The sequence below is a fragment of the Pseudomonas sp. FSL R10-2964 genome, from assembly GCF_009600035.1.
Lineage (GTDB): Bacteria > Pseudomonadota > Gammaproteobacteria > Pseudomonadales > Pseudomonadaceae > Aquipseudomonas > Aquipseudomonas bubulae.
On sequence record NZ_WIWH01000010.1, the window covers coordinates 106,860 to 124,785 of the forward strand.

The following is a 17,926-nucleotide window of genomic DNA, read 5'->3' on the forward strand; positions in this document are numbered from 1 at the left end:
TTAGGATGCGCGATGCCGAGGGTCCGCCCACGGTGAAATTCGCCAGCAAGGGGTTTGTAATGACTGACATCACCAAGGCCAGGCCAAGCACCGTCGAGATCGTAAAGCGCGAGAACGGTTATCAGGGTTTTTACAAGCTTGATCGGGTGCATCTGCGACACGAACTCTTTGCCGGAGGCATGAGTCGCGAGATCAGTCGTGAGGTGTTTGTACGACATGATGCAGTCTGTGTGCTGCCCTACGACCCGCAGCGTGATGAAGTGGTACTGATCGAGCAGTTCCGCGTCGGCGCCCTGGGCAAGACTGACACGCCCTGGCTGATCGAGCTGGTTGCCGGGCTGATCGACAAGGCTGAAGTGCCCGAGGAAGTGGCTCACCGTGAAGGTGAAGAAGAGGCCGGGCTGACGTTCTCGTCGTTGTGGCCGATCACTCGCTACTTCCCGTCGCCGGGGGGCAGCACCGAGTTTGTTCATCTCTATCTCGGGCGTTGCAGCACTGAGGGCGTCGGGGGCTTGCATGGTCTGGAGGAAGAGGCAGAAGATATTCGTGTAACGGTATGGGCGTACGAAGATGCGCTGCAAGCAGTACGTGATGAGCGTATTTCCAATGCAGCGAGCATTATTGCCCTGCAATGGCTGGCGCTTAATCGCGCTGAAGTGAGGGGGTTATGGTCGTAAATGGGGTTCGCGATCGTTATCGGGTCGATCTGATCGGGCTGCAGGCCGCTTGCGAGGCCAACTATGCGCGTCTGATGCGTTTGTTGCCCGAAATGCGCGAGCAACCCGGCCCGCGCCAGATTGCCGTGACCCAGGGCGATCAGATGCTGGGCGTGCTGACGCTGGAGGTGATCCTCGATTGCCCGTACACCAGCACCTTGCGTGTCAGCCAGGAGCACAGCTTGCCGTGGTTGCCGGTGCCTCAATTGCAGGTGCAGGTGTATCACGATGCGCGCATGGCCGAAGTGGTCGCGGCCGAGCATGCGCGGCGTTTTCGCAGCATTTATCCCTACCCCAATATCGCCATGCACCAGCCCGACGAAAAGGCCCAGCTCAATGTGTTTTTGGGTGAGTGGCTAAGTCATTGCCTGGCCTGTGGCCATGAGTACGCAGAAGTGCGCTGAAATCCTGGCAAGCGCACCAAAAAACTGGCCTCTGGATCAAGGCGCTTACTCCCATAATGGCCATACTCAATGGCATAATCGCGCCATTCACTGACCCTCCCCGGGAGAGCCACCTTGCCGAATGTATCCACGCTGACCACCGAAGACCCGGTGCTGCTGGTGCAGCTCTCTGACAGCCACCTGTTTGCAGAAGCGGATGGCTCGCTGCTGGGGCTCAAGACCGCGCAAAGCCTGCAACAAGTGATTGATCTGGTGCAGGCCGAGCAGCCGCATATTGACGGCCTGCTGGCCACTGGTGATCTGACCCAGGACGGCAGTGTCGAGGCTTATCAACGCTTTCGCACACTGACCGCGCCGTTGGCACCCTTTGGCCGCTGGATCCCCGGCAACCACGATCAAGTTGCGCAGATGCGTGAAGCGGCTGTGCAAAGCCGTCTTCTGGAGCCGGTGGTCGATATTGGCAATTGGCGCATTACGCTGCTCAACTCGGCTGTTCCCCACTCCACCCCCGGTTACCTGGAGGACGATCAGTTGCAATTGCTGGCCCAGTCCTTGAGCGAAGCCCCCGATCGCCATCACCTGGTGTGCCTGCATCACCACCCGGTGTCGGTGGGCTGCCCGTGGCTGGAGCCGATCGGTCTGCGCAATGCCAAAGAATTCTGGTCGGTCATGGACCGTTACCCACAGGCCCGGGCGGTACTGTGGGGGCATGTTCATCAGGCGTTCGACCAGCAGCGCAACGACGTTCGATTGCTGGCCACGCCCTCTACCTGCATCCAGTTCGCGGTGGGCAGCCCAGACTTCAAGGTCAGCGGTGAGGTGCCGGGCTATCGCTGGCTGCGCTTGCAACCGGACGGCACTCTGCAAACCGGCGTGTCGCGCCTGGCGGATTTCACCTTTGAGCCGGATTACAGCGCCAACAATTACTGAATTATCTTGAAGCGAGTCATTGCCCCTGAGTCAGGCTAAACTGCGCGCCTTTATTGTTGCTGTGTTCAGCTTAACGGGTCTTCGGGGGTCATCGCATGTCAGGTTCCATCTTGTATATCCACGGGTTCAACAGTGCCCCCGAGTCCAAGAAAGCCATGCAGTTGACGTCGGCTATGCACGGCATGGGCCTTGGCGGGCAACTGCGGGTGCCTGCCCTGCACCATCATCCGCGCCAGGCCATTGCCCAATTGCAGGGCGTAATCAGTGAGCTTGGCAGCCCATTGCTGGTCGGCAGCTCGCTCGGCGGCTACTATGCGACATGGCTGGCCCGCCAATACGGCCTCAAGGCCTTGCTGATCAATCCGGCCGTCAGCCCGCACCGGATGTTCGACGGCTATCTGGGCACGCAAACCAATCACTACAGCGGCGAAACCTGGGAACTGACCCTCGATCACGTGCAGGCGCTGGCAGAACTTGAAGTGCCAGCCCCTCAGGACGCGCAGCGTTGTCAGGTGTGGTTGCAGACAGGCGATGAAACCCTGGACTACCGCTACGCTGAACAGTACTACGCGGCATGTACGTTGCGTATTGAGGCGGGCGGTGATCACAGTTATCAGGGCTTTGCCCAGCAGTTGCCCGACTTGCTGAACTTTGCAGGGATCGGCGCCGAACAGTTTGAAACCATCGACTTCGCGGCCCTTTAAGGCGCCCGTCGAATGGCCCTTTTTTTCACTTACGACTAACGACGAGACCCTATGGCCACTCCCAGCGCTAGCTCTTATAACGCCGACGCCATCGAAGTCCTCTCGGGCCTCGACCCGGTGCGCAAACGCCCCGGCATGTATACCGACACCAGCCGGCCCAACCACCTGGCCCAGGAAGTCATCGACAACAGCGTCGACGAGGCCCTGGCCGGTCACGCCAAGTCGGTCAACGTCATCCTGCACGCCGATCATTCGCTGGAAGTCAGCGATGACGGGCGCGGCATGCCGGTGGACATCCACCCTGAAGAGGGTGTGCCGGGCGTCGAGCTGATCCTCACCAAGCTCCACGCCGGCGGCAAGTTCTCCAACAAAAACTACCAGTTCTCCGGCGGCCTGCACGGCGTGGGCATCTCGGTGGTCAACGCGCTGTCGACGCTGGTACGGGTCAAGGTCAAGCGTGACGGCAACGAGTACCAGATGACCTTTGCCGATGGCTATAAAGCCACCGATCTGGAAATTATCGGTACGGTTGGCAAGCGCAACACCGGCACCAGCGTGTACTTCGCGCCGGACCCGAAATACTTCGATTCACCCAAGTTTTCCGTCAGCCGCCTCAAGCACGTGCTCAAGGCCAAGGCCGTGCTATGCCCGGGGCTGCTGGTTACGTTCGAAGACAAAAACACCAACGAAAAGGTCGAGTGGCATTACGAAGACGGCCTGCGCTCGTATCTGGTCGATGCAGTCAGCGAGTTTGAACGCCTGCCCGACGAGCCGTTCTGCGGCAGCCTGGCCGGTAACAAGGAAGCCATCGACTGGGCCTTGCTGTGGCTGCCCGAGGGCGGCGACAGCGTGCAGGAAAGCTACGTCAACCTGATCCCTACGGCCCAGGGCGGTACCCACGTCAACGGCCTGCGCCAGGGCTTGCTCGATGCCATGCGCGAGTTCTGCGAGTTCCGCAGCCTGCTGCCGCGGGGTGTCAAGCTGGCGCCTGAAGATGTGTGGGAGCGCATTGCGTTCGTGCTGTCGATGAAAATGCAGGAACCCCAGTTCTCGGGTCAGACCAAAGAGCGTCTGTCATCCCGTGAGGCGGCGGCATTTGTCTCGGGCGTGATCAAGGACTCCTTCAGCCTGTGGCTCAACGCCAACCCCGAGTTGGGCATGCAACTGGCCGAACTGGCGATCAACAACGCCGGGCGCAGGCTCAAGGCCAGTAAAAAGGTCGAACGCAAGCGCATTACCCAGGGGCCGGCCTTGCCGGGCAAGCTGGCGGACTGCGCCGGGCAAGACCCGATGCGCTCCGAGCTGTTCCTGGTGGAAGGTGATTCTGCAGGCGGCTCGGCCAAGCAGGCGCGGGACAAGGAGTTCCAGGCGATCCTGCCGTTGCGCGGCAAGATCCTCAACACCTGGGAAGTCGACGGCAGCGAAGTGCTGGCGAGCCAGGAAGTGCACAATATCGCTGTGGCCATCGGTGTCGATCCGGGCGCGGCCGATATGAGCCAGTTGCGTTACGGCAAGATCTGCATCCTTGCCGACGCCGACTCCGACGGCCTGCACATTGCTACTTTGCTCTGTGCATTGTTTGTGCAGCACTTCCGCCCGCTGGTGGATGCCGGTCACGTCTATGTGGCGATGCCGCCGCTGTACCGCATCGACCTGGGCAAGGAGATCTTCTACGCCCTGGACGAAGCCGAGCGCGACGGCATTCTTGACCGTCTTGTCGCCGAGAAAAAACGCGGCAAGCCGCAAGTCACACGATTCAAGGGGCTGGGTGAGATGAACCCGCCACAGCTGCGCGAAACCACGATGGATCCGAACACCCGTCGCCTGGTGCAACTCACTCTTGAAGACTTCGCCGCCACGTCAGAAATGATGGACATGCTGCTGGCCAAGAAACGCGCCGGTGACCGCAAGTCCTGGCTCGAATCCAAAGGCAACCTGGCGCAGGTGCTGGCCTGATGCGCAGTGCCTTGCTGGGCTTGTTCTGTTTGGGTGCTGCGCCGGTCATGGCCGATACCTGGCCAGAACTGGCGTTGCAGTCAGAGCATCCGGTTGAAGGCATGCGCGGTGGCAATCTGTCCGGGCTGGCATTATGTTCGGGTGAGCTGTGGGCGGTGTCTGATCGTGATGATGATCAGATTTATCGCCTCGATACCCGCGAGTCTCTGTGGCAGGCCGAAGCCTTGCCTGTCGATGTGCCGCCAGCGCCGGAAAGCGGCTTGCCGTGGGGCGTGCGCATGATGGGCAAGGCCATCAGCCCGTTGCGCGGCGGCGAGCTGGACTTTGAAGGGATCAGTTGCGATGAGGCGGGCAACCGGTTCGTGGTCAGTGAGTCCCATGCAGCGGTACTGCAAATCCCTCAGGCCGGGGCGCCTTCATGGCTTAAAATCGACCCGGCGCTGGTGCGTCAGGCCCGTGCCAGCGGCATGTTGCTGCATTTCAATGCGCTGTTTGAGGGGATTGCCGTCAACTCGCAGGGTAATCAGATATGGCTGGCGGCCGAGCGTGAGCGCCGTGGCTTGCTGACGATTCGCAAAAAACAGAGTGTATGGGACTGCGAAAACGGCTGCGTGCTGATGAGCGAAGGCGGTCTTGAACAGCCGCCGACGCAACTCAACGCCAAGGCCCAGGCAAAGGACTTTGCCGACCTGGCGCTGTTCGAGGACAAGCTGTTTACCCTTGAGCGCATGGCCTATCGTATTTGCCGGCGTACCCCGAATACGGGCGAGATCGAACGCTGTTGGTCGTTTGCCAATGATGCCCTGACCGATGCCCGGCGTTACAACACCGGCTATGGCAACACCGAGGCCCTGAGCCTGGATGCCAAGGGCGCCTGGGTCGGGGTCGACAACGGCAGCCATAGACGCGCCGATGGCGAAAAACGTCCCATCGTCTGGCGCTTTGCTGCACCGCAAGGTGGCTGGAGTGCCAAACAATGAGCCAGCAAGCACCGGGCAAAGGCGTGGGGCGTATCTTCATGATCGTGGCCTGGTGCGCGGGCCTGTACCTGGCCACGCAGTTTTTCGGGCGCTGGGAACAGCGTCAGCAAAACCCCAATACCGAAGTGACCTCGCAGCAAGGCGAGGGTTATATCGAAGTCAAACTGCTCGGCAACGTGCAGGGCCATTTCGTCGCCAGTGGCCGGATCAACAACGTGCCGGTGGAATTTTTACTCGATACCGGTGCCACCGATGTGGCAGTACCGCTGGATCTGGCCAGGCAACTGGCACTGCCCAAGGGCCTCCCGGTGACCCTGAGCACCGCCAATGGCCGCACCCAGGGCTACCAGACCCGCATCGATCGCCTGCAGCTGGGCGCCATTGTGCTGCGCGATGTGCGAGCTGTAGCGGCCCCCGGGCTGGACGGCGAGCAGGTGCTGCTGGGCATGAGTGCGCTGAACAAACTTGAATTTACCCAGCGCGGCGGCACCATGCTGCTGCGCCAGACAACGAACTGAATGAGGTCCGCATGAGCGACTCCCTTGATCTCAGCCTGGACGGCGTAGAACGCCGGTCACTGGCCGACTTCACCGAACAGGCCTACCTCAACTACTCCATGTACGTCATCATGGATCGGGCCTTGCCGCATATCGGCGACGGCCTCAAGCCCGTACAGCGGCGTATTGTTTACGCCATGAGCGAGTTGGGCCTGGACGCTGACTCCAAGCACAAAAAATCGGCGCGTACCGTCGGTGACGTGCTCGGTAAATTCCACCCTCACGGCGACTCGGCCTGCTACGAAGCGATGGTGCTGATGGCACAGCCGTTCAGCTATCGCTACACCTTGGTCGACGGCCAGGGCAACTGGGGTGCGCCGGACGATCCCAAGTCGTTCGCCGCCATGCGTTACACCGAAGCTCGCCTGTCGCGTTACTCCGAGGTCCTGCTCAGCGAATTGGGCCAGGGCACGGCGGACTGGGTACCGAACTTTGACGGTACCCTCGACGAACCTGCGGTTTTACCGGCACGTTTGCCCAATATCCTGCTCAATGGCACCACCGGCATCGCCGTCGGCATGGCCACCGATGTGCCGCCGCACAACCTGCGTGAAGTGGCGGCGGCGTGCGTGCGTTTGCTCGACGAGCCGAAAGCCACGGTTGAGCAATTGTGCGAACACATTCAAGGCCCGGACTACCCGACCGAAGCTGAAATCATCACCCCGCGCGCCGACCTGCTGAAGATCTATCAGACCGGCCGTGGTTCGGTGCGCATGCGTGCGGTGTATCACATCGAAGACGGCGACATCGTGGTCACTGCACTGCCGCATCAGGTGTCGGGTGCCAAGGTGTTGGAGCAGATCGCCGCGCTGATGCAGGCCAAGCCGACCAAGCTGGCGATGGTAACCGACCTGCGCGATGAGTCCGACCATGAAAACCCGTGCCGTATCGTCATCATTCCGCGCAACAACAAGGTCGATCTCGACGAGCTGATGCAGCACTTGTTCGCTGTCACCGAGCTTGAGTCCACGTTCCGGGTCAACATCAATATCATCGGCCTGGACGGCAAGCCGCAGCTGAAAAACCTGCGTGCCCTGCTGGTTGAATGGCTGGAGTTCCGCGTCAACACCGTGCGCCGCCGCCTGCAGTTCCGTCTCGATAAAGTCGAGCGCCGCCTGCACCTGCTGGACGGTTTGCTCACCGCTTACCTGAACCTCGATGAAGTGATCCATATCATTCGCACCGAGGAACACCCCAAGGCTGAGCTGATTGCACGCTTTGCCCTGAGTGAAACCCAGGCTGATTACATCCTTGATACGCGCCTGCGCCAACTGGCCCGTCTGGAAGAGATGAAGCTGCGCGACGAGCAGGATGCACTACGTAAAGAGCAAGCCAAGCTGCAAGCCCTGCTGGGCAGCGAAGCCAAGCTGAAAAAGCTGGTGCGCACTGAACTGCTGGAAGACGCCAAAACCTACGGCGATGATCGTCGTTCGCCAATCGTGGCCCGCGCAGAAGCCAAGGCCCTGTCGGAAAACGAGCTGGTGCCGACTGAAGCGGTCACGGTGGTGCTCTCGGAGAAAGGCTGGGTACGTTGCGGTAAAGGCCACGATCTGGACGCTACCGGCCTGTCCTATAAAGCGGGGGATGGTTACAAAACCGCCGCTGCCGGGCGTTCCAACCAGTTTGCGGTGTTTATCGACTCCACGGGGCGCAGCTACTCAGTGGCTGCGCACACCTTGCCGTCGGCCCGTGGTCAGGGCGAACCGCTGACCGGTCGTCTGACCCCGCCTCCGGGCGCCACATTCGAGTGCGTGCTGTTGCCGGAAGACGACGCGTTGTACGTGATCGCCTCCGATGCCGGTTATGGTTTTGTGGTTAAGGGTGAAGACCTGCAAGCCAAGAACAAGGCCGGTAAAGCGCTGCTCAGTCTGCCCAAAGGCGCGCAGGTGATGCAGCCGCGGCCGGTGTCCGATCGCGAGCACAACTGGCTGGCGGCGGTGACCACTGAAGGGCGCCTGCTGATTTTCAAGGTCAGCGACTTGCCGCAGCTGGGCAAGGGCAAGGGCAACAAGATCATCGGCATACCCGGCGATCGCGTGGCCAGCCGCGAAGAGTACGTGACCGACATCGCGGTACTTCCAGACAATGCCGCATTGGTATTGCAGGCGGGCAAGCGTACCTTGACGCTCAAGGCGGATGACCTGGAACACTACAAAGGTGAGCGTGGCCGTCGTGGCAACAAACTGCCTCGTGGGTTCCAGCGTGTGGATGCCTTGTTGGTAGAAACCCCCAATTAAGCCTGTTTAGTGCGCCCGGCCTGCGTTTTTAAGCGCAGATCGGCGCGACAGCGCTGGAGTCATGCCCAATATTCGCGGATGATATGCCGCGTTAGCGGCACGGCTTATGGCAATGTGCTTTGCGAGCCTTTCGAGAATTACACTGCGGCTCGCCCTGAGGCGGCCACCTGGATGGAATGATGAACGTTCTACGCCTTCCTATAATTGCGTTGCTGACCGGTGTGCTGGGTCTGGCGGGGTGCAGCACGCACCAGCCGGCGGCCTTGTACCAACTGGACAGCGGCAGCCCCGGCCAGCCCGCGCAAAGCGCCGGCATGGCTGTGGTACTTGGCCCGATCAGCGTGGCCGACTACCTGCAACGTGAAACCCTGCTGCAACGCCAGCCTGATGGCAGTTTGAGCGCTGCGACTGACGGACGATGGGCGGGTAGCCTGTCGGCAGATATCGACCAGCTGCTGGTGCGCCAACTGGCATGGCGCCTGGACAGCCAGCGTGTGGTCCAGGCCCCGGCACCTGCGGGCTTCAGCCCGGATGTGCAAGTGTTGTTGTCGATCACTCGGCTGGACTCGGGCAAGGACCTGCCTGCAGTGCTGGACGCACAATGGCGCTTGATTGACCGTCGCGGGCAAGTGCGTGACAACCGCATCGTGCACCTGGAGCAGCCGCACGGGGGCAGTACGGCGGACCAGGTCAAGGCTCAGGGCAAGTTGTTGCAACAGTTGAGCGAGCAATTGGCGGTGGCACTCAAGCCTCTGGCCAACCAGCCGCCTCTGGTGGAAGCGCCCAAGGCGCCGTCCAAGGCAGCCCCCAAGCAGGGTGCGGATAAACCTCGTATCCCGATGGCCTCACCGATACGCACGGATATGGAAATCTTCCGCTTCTGAGGCTGTAGCCAGAAACAAAAAAATCCCGCACATGTGCGGGATTTTTTATGGCAGGTCAAAAGCCCCTCACCACGCCTCTCCCTCCGGGAGAGGGCCAGGGTGAGGGTGCTCTTGGCTTTGGCTACCCGCGACTCTCGTGCATCCGCGCCAGCTGGCGCTCCAGCATCGAAGGGTAAGGCTCCATCAGGCGCTCTACGCAGCAGGCGCCTTCCGGGCTGGCAATCGGGCGGATTCGGGCGCGCTGGCGGATCAGCGGGTCATCGCTGATCTTGCGCTCTACCAGCAACAGGTTGCGGCTGTGTTGCGACAAGGCCAGTGCATCCTGCGCCGTTTCGGTCAGCAGCAGGTCAATCTGACTCATGCCGCTCAGGCCTTCACCCAGCACCAGGCCCAGTTGCAATTGCAGGGTAATGCCGCTGTCTGCCACTTCGATTTGCAGGGCGTGACCCAATGCACGCAGCAGCTCGCCGCAGCAAATGGCGTTGGTCAGGTAGTCGTCGCCGCTGTCTTCACTGTGGAACAGCATCAGTGTGCTGCCATCGTTCAGCGTATGCAGTTCGCTTTGGTACAGCGAGGCTGCCTGGTTCAGACAATCACGATAGCGTTCCAGCAGTTCCATCAATCGGGCGCGGGGCAGGCGGCGCAATTGCTCTTGTGCCCCCAGTTGCACCGCGAGTACGGCACTCGGTTGCGGCGCCGCAGATGCGACCGGTTTTGGTTTGGCCAGGGCAACCGGCGCGGCACTCGCCGTGCTGGTGTCGCGCAGGTCGGCAAACGGGTCTTCGTCGTCGTTCTCGTCTTCTTCGGTGCTCACCAACTGTCGAGGTGCAGCCTTGGGCGCAGGTGCCGCTGCAGTCTCATCGAACGTCGGGTCACTCAGGTTGCGCACTTCAAAGCTCGGCTCGTTGTCTTCGGCCTCTTCGTAGTCGCTGTCGTCGTAGTCGTCTTCTTCTGGTTCCGGCTCGGGCTCTGGTGCCGGAGGGGCCAGGCGGGTGTGGAGCTGACGAGCCAGGTCGCCGATCTCATCCTGGCGCTGGATGGCCGGGGTGTAAGGATCGGGTTCGCGCAGCCATACCCGCAGTTGCAGCAGGGGCGTGGTGATATGACGGCCCAGACGCAAGCTTAAGGCCAGGGCAAGGGCCAGCAGGATAGCACTCAAAATGCCCATGCTTTGCAGGCTGATGGTCATCGGCTGCTCGAACTGGTGCATGTCCAGGCTGATGCGCAGATGCCCAGCGGTCACATCCTGAAAGGTGATCTTGGTTTGATACACACCCTCGGTTTCGCCCAGCAGGCCATTTTTGGGACGTTGCCCGGCTTCGGCGAGGATACGGTTATCCACGCTATAAATGGCCGCGTGGGCCACCAGCGGGTTTTTGGTCAGGTTGTTGAGCAGCACGTTGAGGCTGAGGATGTCGTTTGACACCAGCAGCTCGGTCGCCGAGGTGGCGGTTTGCGTGGTCAGGCTTTGCCCCAGGGCGTCGGCCTGTTCGTGCATGGCCTGCTTGAATTGCAGGCCCATGACCACGGCATAGATGACCAGTGCCAGGGCGACCAGGATCACGTTATGGCTGGCGATACGCAGAGCAAGCGGAACGCGGCGATCGCGCAGGGCCCGGAAGATCAGCAGGAAGAAGTTATCGGTTTTGACAGGCGATGGCCGGTTCACTGAGCGCGGCTCTTAGTCCGTTAAGTTGGTGCGCAGTATAGCGAGCGGCCTGAGGGCGGCAAAGCCTTGGCGGTGCCCGATGGTCACTGAAAGTGGGTAGAATGCGTTTTTTTTAGCGAATGGGGGTGTGCCTTGCGCGAAATCGTCCTGATAAACATCACAGGTGAGGACCGTCCGGGTCTCACTGCGGCCATTACCGGTGTACTGGCCAGCAATGGTGTGAATATTCTCGACATCGGTCAGGCCGCCATCCATGGCGTTTTGTCATTGGGTTTTCTGGTCGAAATTCCACAAGCCGAGCTGGTTTCGGCAGTGCTCAAGGACCTGCAGCCCTTAATCGCGAAGGAAGGTTTGCAGCTGCGTTTCGACCCGATCAGCGAAGAGCATTACCAGCGCTGGGTCCACGAACAAAGCCAGACCCGGCATGTGGTCACGCTGATGAGCCGCCAGGTGACCGCCCATGAGCTGCAGCGCGTGACATCGGTGATCAGCCAGCACGGTTTGAACATTGAGCAGACGGATCGCCTGTCCGGTCGCGTGCCGCTGGATGCGTCGACCGAGTCGAGCAAAAGCTGCATCGAGCTGCGTGTGTGTGGCGAGCCTGTGGATGTTGACGCGCTGCGTGCCGATTTCTTCAACCTGGCCCAGGAGCTGGGCGTGGATATCGCCCTGCAGGAAGACACCCTGTTCCGTCGCAATCGCCGCCTGGCGGTGTTCGACATGGACTCGACGCTGATCGAAGCTGAAGTGATCGACGAGCTGGCCAAGGCGGCAGGCGTGGGGGATCAAGTGGCGGCCATCACCGAGCGCGCGATGGCTGGCGAACTGGATTTCAAGGCCAGTTTCAAGGAGCGCATGGCGCTGCTCAAGGGCCTGGACGTGGGCGTGCTGGATGCCATCGGTGCTTCGTTGCGCCTGACCGAGGGCGCTGAAGTGCTGTTCGCCGAGCTCAAGCGTCTGGGTTACAAAACTGCGATTCTGTCAGGCGGTTTCACCTACTTTGCCAAACAAGTGCAGGCCAGGCTGGGCATCGACTATGTCTTTGCCAACGAACTGGAAGTGGTGGACGGCAAGGTGACCGGTGTTGCGGTCGAACCGATTGTTGATGCCCAGCGCAAGGCAGATTTGCTGCGCGAACTGGCACAAAAGGAAGGCTTGAGCCTGGAGCAGACCATTGCGGTCGGTGATGGCGCCAATGATTTGCCGATGCTGGCGATTGCCGGGCTGGGTGTGGCATTCCGTGCCAAGCCGCTGGTCAAGAAATCGGCCAAGCACGCAATTTCGACTTTGGGCCTGGATGGCGTGCTGTACCTGCTCGGTCAGCGTGACCGTAACAGCCAGGGCTGAGCCCCCTGTAAATGACCTGTGGGAGCGGGCTTGCCCGCGATTGCATCACCTCGGTGAATCAGATGCACCGAGTTGCCAGCATCGCGAGCAAGCCCGCTCCCACAGGGTTATGGGTTATTCGGCGTGCGCCGGTGCACCCATTTTCTGACCCATCATCACCGGCGTTCCTGCCGTCAGGCCTTCGGCCCATTTCACCTGATCCGCGCCAAACAGCACGATCGCCGTCGAACCCAGTTTGAAACGACCCAGCTCGGCACCTTTTTCCAGGTGGATCGGCGCACGGGCAGCTTCGTCGTAACGGAAGGTTTTCAGCTCGCGTTTCGGCGGGGTAACCAGACCGGCAAACACGGTTTCAATGGATGCCACGATCATGGCACCGACCAATACCACGGCCATCGGGCCGCGCTCGGTGTCAAAAATGCACACCGCACGCTCGTTGCGGGCAAAAAGCTCCGGCACGTTTTCGGCGGTGGTCTGGTTGACCGAGAACAGGCGCCCCGGCACGTAGATCATTTCACGCAGGGTGCCCGCCAGTGGCATGTGCACGCGGTGGTAGTCCTTGGGCGACAGGTAGATGGTGGCAAATTCGCCGCCCATAAACTGGGCTGCTACTGCAGCATCGCCACCCACCAGCTCCAGCACGCTGTAGCTGTGGCCCTTGGCCTGGAACACGCGGCCGTGTTCGATCGGGCCCAGCTGGCTGACCGCGCCATCGGCAGGGCTTAGCACCGCACCTGGAGTTTGATCCAGCGGGCGGGCGCCGTCTTTCAGGGCGCGGGTAAAGAAGGCGTTGAAGTGCTCGTAGGCGGTCACGTCTTCAACCAGGGCCTGGGACATGTCTACCTGATAACGCTTGGCGAACCAGCTGGTGAACGCATTCTTGAACCAGCGTACGCGGCATTCGGCAATACAGCCGGCCAGGCGTGACAGCAGGTGATGCGGCAACAGGTACTGACTGAGGAGGAACAAACGCTTTTTCATTCAAGGTCCTTAATTTTTTACAGGTAGCTCGACGGGGGTGTCGGGGTGGTTGCCCCATTCGCCCCAGGAGCCGGCGTAGCCTTTGACGCGCGGGTAACCGAGCGCCTTGGCGACGAGATAGGTAAAGCCGGAACGGTGGTGGGTCTGGCAGTGGGTAATCACTTCTTTGTCTGGCGTGATGCCCAGATCCTTGAGGATCTGCGCCATGTCCGGGCGGATACGCAGGTTACGGGTTTTATCCATGCCGGTGGTCCACTCAAGATGCTTGGCCCCGGGGATATGCCCGCCCTTGGCCGCCAGCACTTTTTCGCCGCTGTATTCGGCGGCACTGCGTGCATCCCAGATCGCCAGGTCGGCGGCGCCCAGGCGGCTTTGCAGGTACTCGCGGGTGGCAGTGGGTTCATCGTGCAAGGTCAGCGCCACCGGGCCATTGACGGCGGCAGGCACGTCCTGACTGAGGGCATAGCCTTCGCCAATCCAGGCGTGAATGCCCCCGTCCAGATAGTGGTATGCCTTGTGCCCGATTACATCAAGCAGCCAGATAAACCGCCCGGCCCAGCCGCCGCCTTCGTCGTCATAGACCACATAGACCGCGTCGGGATTGTGCCCCAGCTCGCCGAACAGGGTTTCGAGTGACGCTTGCGACGGCAGCAGGCCGGGTGCCGGTGGCAAGCCCAGTTGTGTGCGTTTCGGGTCGACAAAACGGGCGCCCGGAATATGCCCGGCCTCGTAGCGTGCAACACTGGTCAGGTCAACCAGGATCAGTTCGGGTGCGTCGAGCCGGGCGAGCAGGTCGCCGGGCTCGATCACTAATGGCAAGCCAGAGAAGCCAGGCATAGGAAGCCTCCAGAGCAAAAAGGTGGGATTGTAGCGCTAGCGCCCGCGACTACTAAAGGTATTCAAGGCTTTCTCGATGCATTGGGCCGTTTTGCCAAAGGCTTGCACGCTGGTTTCGGAAAATGGCCCGCCGCCCTGGTCTGCCAGTATGAGCATGACCACGCGACCGTTATTGCTCAGCGAGCGTAGCAGCAGATGCTCGCCGGGGAACAGGCTGCGCAGGCTGTAGGGCAAGACTGCGGAGATCACCGCGTTGTTTTCGGGCGTCAGGCGCACTTGTGCAGGTTGCATCATCAGGCGTTGCAGCGCGGTGCTGTCACTGATGTTGACGGTCAGGTCGAAGGCGGTTCTGCCCAGGCCGGCAATCTGGTTGACGCTCAGGCTGGTCGAGGTCTTGTCGGGGGTGAGTATCATCACCCGGCGCATGCCGCACGCCTGCAAGGCTTCGCGGGCACAGGTGCTCAGATGCATCGGGTTGCTGAATGCGCTGGGTTGCTCCAGCAGCTGCCCGCAATGTTTGCGCCAGGCGACGAGTGCCTCGGCCGAGGGAGGCGGGGCTGCCTGCGAATTGTCCCCGTTGCGGCGTGAGTCCCACGGCCAGAGCAATGCCTGGGCCGGATGCCAAAGGTCGGGGCTGGAGTGATAGCGCGCGCTGCTCGCGGCCTGCTGGTGTGCCTGCTGCTGAACTTCGTCCAGGGGCATTTGCAGGTAAAGGCTGGTGACGTACTGCCAGCGCAGGTTGTGCGGTGTGTCCCAGCCCTGCTGGGCTGACAGCGCCAGGCAGTTGGCCAGCAACACACTGTTGGCAGGCTGGTTGAGCCAGCGCCGCAGGGCCGGGTCGGCGTCCAGCAGTTGTTGCTGACGCAGGGGGTGATGGGTGTCGCGGGCGATATGCAGCACCCTGACCAGGGTGCGGCGCTCTTCGGTGATCACCGTATAACCTTGCATCACCCACCCCGGCAGACGCCACAGCTCGGCCAGGCTGCGGCAGATATCAAACAGTGGCACACCAAAAAGCTGGCGCTCGACTTTACTGGCGCACTCATTGTGCCCGACCACCCGCCGTTCCCAGGTTTCGAGCAGCAGTGGGTGGGTCAGTGCCAGGGCCCATAGCGGTGACAGAAACAGCAAGCTGCTCCAGTAGATTTCCTGCCAGAGCCGCGCCAGGCGATTGCCGAACAGGCCAATGGCCTGTTGTGCGGCGTGCTGGCTGATCAGCTGGATTTGTCGGTAGGCCAGCGGGATATCCTCGATCGCCAGCGCCGGCACATGTTCGAGCAGCATCTGGGTGCGTTTGAGGCCCAGGCGGTTGATCGCCACTTCAAGGCTCTCGGCCGGCTCGCTCAGGCTGCTTTGGGCTTGCTGGTTGGCCTCGCGGATCAGTCTGAGGGCCAGCGCCGGGCTGTCCTGCATGACCTCGGCAATTTCGCGTAACGAGCGGCGACTGTCGTTGAGGGTCTTGAAGACCCGCGCATGGCTGGTTTGCGGGATCGGCAGATCGACGGCGTCCAGGTGTGCAACCCAGGCATCCAGGGTGGTGGGTGTTGATATCGGTGCGCGGGTTTCGTTGGCCATAATGAGGACGCGATGATCATCCAATCTGGGGGTCGAATGGCTTTTCGGCTCTACCGGCTATAGTCTGGCGCAGATTCGCCGATAAGGAGAAGAAGAGTTTTAGCTACGCTGGAATATGACCTTGAACCGACCCAAGAAGTACTTTTATATCTATGGCTAAAATTATCGGCATCATCGTCGTGTTCGCGAGTGTGCTCGGCGGATACGTACTTTCCCACGGCAAAATCGGGGCGCTGATCCAGCCGTTCGAGGTTTTGATCATCGGCGGTGCGGCCTTCGGTGCGTTCCTGCAAGCCAACCCCGGTTACATGACCATGCATGTGATCAAAAAATCACTGGGCATGTTCGGTTCGCGTTTCTCCCACGCTTTTTATCTTGAAGTGTTGGGCCTGGTTTACGAGATTCTCAACAAAAGTCGTCGCGAAGGCATGATGGCCATCGAGAGCGACATTGAAGACGCGGCCGCCAGCCCTATCTTCGCCAAATACCCCACTGTCCTTAAAGATGAGCGCATGACCGCGTTTATCTGCGATTACCTGCGCATCATGTCCTCGGGCAACATGGCCCCCCACGAGCTTGAGGGGTTGTTTGACATGGAGCTGTATAACCTCAAGGAAGAGCTGGAGCATCCTTCCCACGCCGTTACCGGTATCGCCGACGGCATGCCGGGTTTCGGTATCGTCGCCGCGGTACTGGGTATTGTGGTGACCATGGCCTCGCTGGGCGAAGGTGATCAGGCGGCCATCGGCATGCACGTTGGCGCCGCGCTGGTAGGTACCTTCTTCGGTATTTTGGCGGCCTATGGTTTCTTCGGTCCGTTGGCGACGTCTTTGGCTCACGATGCCAAGGAAGAACTCAACGTGTATGAATCGATCAAGGCCTCGCTGGTGGCTTCGGCCTCAGGCATGCCGCCGTCGCTGGCGGTCGAGTTTGGTCGCAAGGTCCTGTACCCCAAGCACCGGCCCAGTTTTTCCGAGCTGGAACAAGTGGTTCGTGGTCGCTGATTTATGGAAAACAACCAGCCCATAATCATCAAGCGCGTCAAGCGTTACGCCGCAGGCCATCACGGTGGCGCCTGGAAAATCGCCTTTGCCGACTTCGCCACGGCGATGATGGCGTTCTTTCTGGTGATGTGGCTGATGACGGCGGCCACGCCCGAGCAAAAGATCGCCATTGGTGGTTATTTCAAAGATCCGATCGGATTCAGCGAAAGCGGCACGCCCTACGTCATCGACCTGGGCGGCACTCCGGCCTTGGCGCCGGACAACACCCTCAACCCTGAAGAAAAACTGCAGCCCCAGCCCGACAAGATCAAGGTAGATGCCGAGCAGGTTGAAAGCATGGCCGAGCAGGTCGAGAAAGAGCGCCTCGAACTGCTGTTGCAGGAGTTGCAGAACAAGGTCGAAGAAAACCCGCAGCTGCGCAAGTTCAAGGATCAGTTGCTGTTTGAAATCACCCCGGACGGCCTGCGTATCCAGATCATGGATGCCGCAAACCGGCCGATGTTTGATGTGGGCAGTGCACGGCTCAAACCGTACTTCGAAGATATTTTGCTGGCCATGGCCGACACCATCAAGGCAGTACCCAACAAGGTCAGTATCAGCGGCCACACCGATGCCATGCCTTATGCGGGGGGCGGTGATTACGGCAATTGGGAGTTGTCGGCCAACCGTGCCAATGCAGCGCGGCGTGCGCTGGTGGCGGGCAGCTACCCGGAAGGGCAGATTGCGCGGGTGGTGGGTTATGCCTCGTCAGTGCTGTTCGACACGGCTAACCCCAATAATCCGGTCAACCGTCGTATCGACATTGTGGTGCTGAACAAAAAGGCCCAGCAGGCGATTGAAGGCGAGCAGGGTGCGGAGTCAGTCAAGCCCCAGGAACTGCCCAAGGCGCCAGTTGACCCGATCAAGCTGCCCGCCGACAAACAGCCACTGCCGATGCATGAAGAACGGCAGAAGCTGAATCTGTTTGACGACCCGCCGCCCTCACCCTAACCCTCTCCCAGAGGGAGAGGGGACTGAGCGCACGCGGCTTCAAGAACACTGATAATTTGCCCCCTCTCCCTCCGGGAGTGTATGGACCGGGGACATCGCGAACACTTTGTTCGGAGACATAGCGAACAGTTAGCGCAGCGATTTCCCTGATATTA

General features: G+C 60.7%; 16 protein-coding genes. 12 read left to right on the top strand and 4 right to left on the bottom strand.

The genetic code is table 11. From position 1 onward, the window contains the following. Positions 1-59 precede the first annotated feature (59 nt). The 9 genes from GHN92_RS07940 to GHN92_RS07980 all read left to right on the top strand — a co-directional run bounded on the left by GHN92_RS07940 (position 60) and on the right by GHN92_RS07980 (position 9,368). Positions 60-677 (top strand): NUDIX domain-containing protein, encoded by a 618-nt coding sequence (locus GHN92_RS07940; protein WP_153379851.1) that lies wholly within the window; start codon positions 60-62, stop codon positions 675-677. Beyond that, positions 668-1,120 (top strand): DUF1249 domain-containing protein, encoded by a 453-nt coding sequence (locus GHN92_RS07945; protein WP_095000935.1) that lies wholly within the window; start codon positions 668-670, stop codon positions 1,118-1,120. Before GHN92_RS07940 ends, GHN92_RS07945 begins: the two co-directional genes overlap by 10 nt. 114 nt (positions 1,121-1,234) lie before the next feature. Further along, on the top strand, positions 1,235-2,050 hold the full coding sequence (gene cpdA / locus GHN92_RS07950; RefSeq protein WP_153379853.1) for a 3',5'-cyclic-AMP phosphodiesterase: 816 nt from the start codon (positions 1,235-1,237) through the stop codon (positions 2,048-2,050). A 95-nt stretch (positions 2,051-2,145) separates the two neighbouring features. Then, positions 2,146-2,754: a YqiA/YcfP family alpha/beta fold hydrolase gene (locus tag GHN92_RS07955; RefSeq protein WP_095000937.1), complete on the top strand. Its 609-nt coding sequence runs from the start codon at positions 2,146-2,148 to the stop codon at positions 2,752-2,754. Positions 2,755-2,805: 51 nt separating this feature from the next. After that, positions 2,806-4,710, top strand: coding sequence for a DNA topoisomerase IV subunit B (gene parE / locus GHN92_RS07960; protein ID WP_095000938.1), 1,905 nt, complete (start codon positions 2,806-2,808; stop codon positions 4,708-4,710). Beyond that, positions 4,710-5,690 carry an esterase-like activity of phytase family protein gene (locus tag GHN92_RS07965; protein WP_095031363.1) on the top strand — a complete coding sequence of 327 codons (981 nt, stop codon included), beginning with the start codon at positions 4,710-4,712 and terminating at the stop codon, positions 5,688-5,690. The genes parE and GHN92_RS07965 overlap by 1 nt, the downstream gene beginning before the upstream one ends. Beyond that, positions 5,687-6,208, top strand: a complete 522-nt coding sequence (locus GHN92_RS07970) for a TIGR02281 family clan AA aspartic protease (RefSeq protein WP_095000940.1) — start codon at positions 5,687-5,689, stop codon at positions 6,206-6,208. The genes GHN92_RS07965 and GHN92_RS07970 overlap by 4 nt, the downstream gene beginning before the upstream one ends. A gap of 11 nt (positions 6,209-6,219) precedes the next feature. Continuing rightward, the gene (gene parC, locus GHN92_RS07975; RefSeq protein ID WP_095000941.1) at positions 6,220-8,484 is read left to right on the top strand and encodes a DNA topoisomerase IV subunit A; all 2,265 of its coding nucleotides are present in this window, start codon (positions 6,220-6,222) and stop codon (positions 8,482-8,484) included. Positions 8,485-8,663: 179 nt separating this feature from the next. Beyond that, entirely contained in the window at positions 8,664-9,368 is a 705-nt protein-coding gene (locus tag GHN92_RS07980) for a membrane integrity-associated transporter subunit PqiC (RefSeq protein WP_176464986.1), read from the top strand. A 121-nt stretch (positions 9,369-9,489) separates the two neighbouring features. Here GHN92_RS07980 and GHN92_RS07985 read toward each other — a convergent pair whose 3' ends face one another. Beyond that, positions 9,490-11,037 carry an AhpA/YtjB family protein gene (locus GHN92_RS07985; protein ID WP_095000943.1) on the bottom strand — a complete coding sequence of 516 codons (1,548 nt, stop codon included), beginning with the start codon at positions 11,035-11,037 and terminating at the stop codon, positions 9,490-9,492. A gap of 132 nt (positions 11,038-11,169) precedes the next feature. On the opposite strand from GHN92_RS07985, the gene serB reads away from it, so the two are divergent. Continuing rightward, positions 11,170-12,384, top strand: a complete 1,215-nt coding sequence (gene serB, locus GHN92_RS07990) for a phosphoserine phosphatase SerB (protein WP_095000944.1) — start codon at positions 11,170-11,172, stop codon at positions 12,382-12,384. Between the two features lie 114 nt (positions 12,385-12,498). Here the strand turns inward: serB and asd are convergent, their stop codons facing one another. From asd to GHN92_RS08000, 3 genes are read right to left on the bottom strand one after another with little or no spacing between them, the layout of a single operon-like run. Further along, on the bottom strand, positions 12,499-13,365 hold the full coding sequence (asd, locus tag GHN92_RS23820) for an archaetidylserine decarboxylase (RefSeq protein WP_095017685.1): 867 nt from the start codon (positions 13,363-13,365) through the stop codon (positions 12,499-12,501). A 9-nt stretch (positions 13,366-13,374) separates the two neighbouring features. Beyond that, positions 13,375-14,202: a rhodanese-like domain-containing protein gene (locus GHN92_RS23825; RefSeq protein WP_095017684.1), complete on the bottom strand. Its 828-nt coding sequence runs from the start codon at positions 14,200-14,202 to the stop codon at positions 13,375-13,377. A gap of 36 nt (positions 14,203-14,238) precedes the next feature. Beyond that, a complete protein-coding gene (locus GHN92_RS08000; RefSeq protein WP_095000945.1) occupies positions 14,239-15,777 on the bottom strand; it encodes an HDOD domain-containing protein in 1,539 nt (512 codons plus the stop codon). Between the two features lie 152 nt (positions 15,778-15,929). On the opposite strand from GHN92_RS08000, the gene motA reads away from it, so the two are divergent. Both motA and motB read left to right on the top strand, forming a co-directional pair. Further along, the gene (gene motA, locus GHN92_RS08005; RefSeq protein WP_095000946.1) at positions 15,930-16,781 is read left to right on the top strand and encodes a flagellar motor stator protein MotA; all 852 of its coding nucleotides are present in this window, start codon (positions 15,930-15,932) and stop codon (positions 16,779-16,781) included. Between the two features lie 3 nt (positions 16,782-16,784). Beyond that, positions 16,785-17,771: a flagellar motor protein MotB gene (gene motB / locus GHN92_RS08010; protein ID WP_095000947.1), complete on the top strand. Its 987-nt coding sequence runs from the start codon at positions 16,785-16,787 to the stop codon at positions 17,769-17,771. Positions 17,772-17,926: the final 155 nt, after the last annotated feature.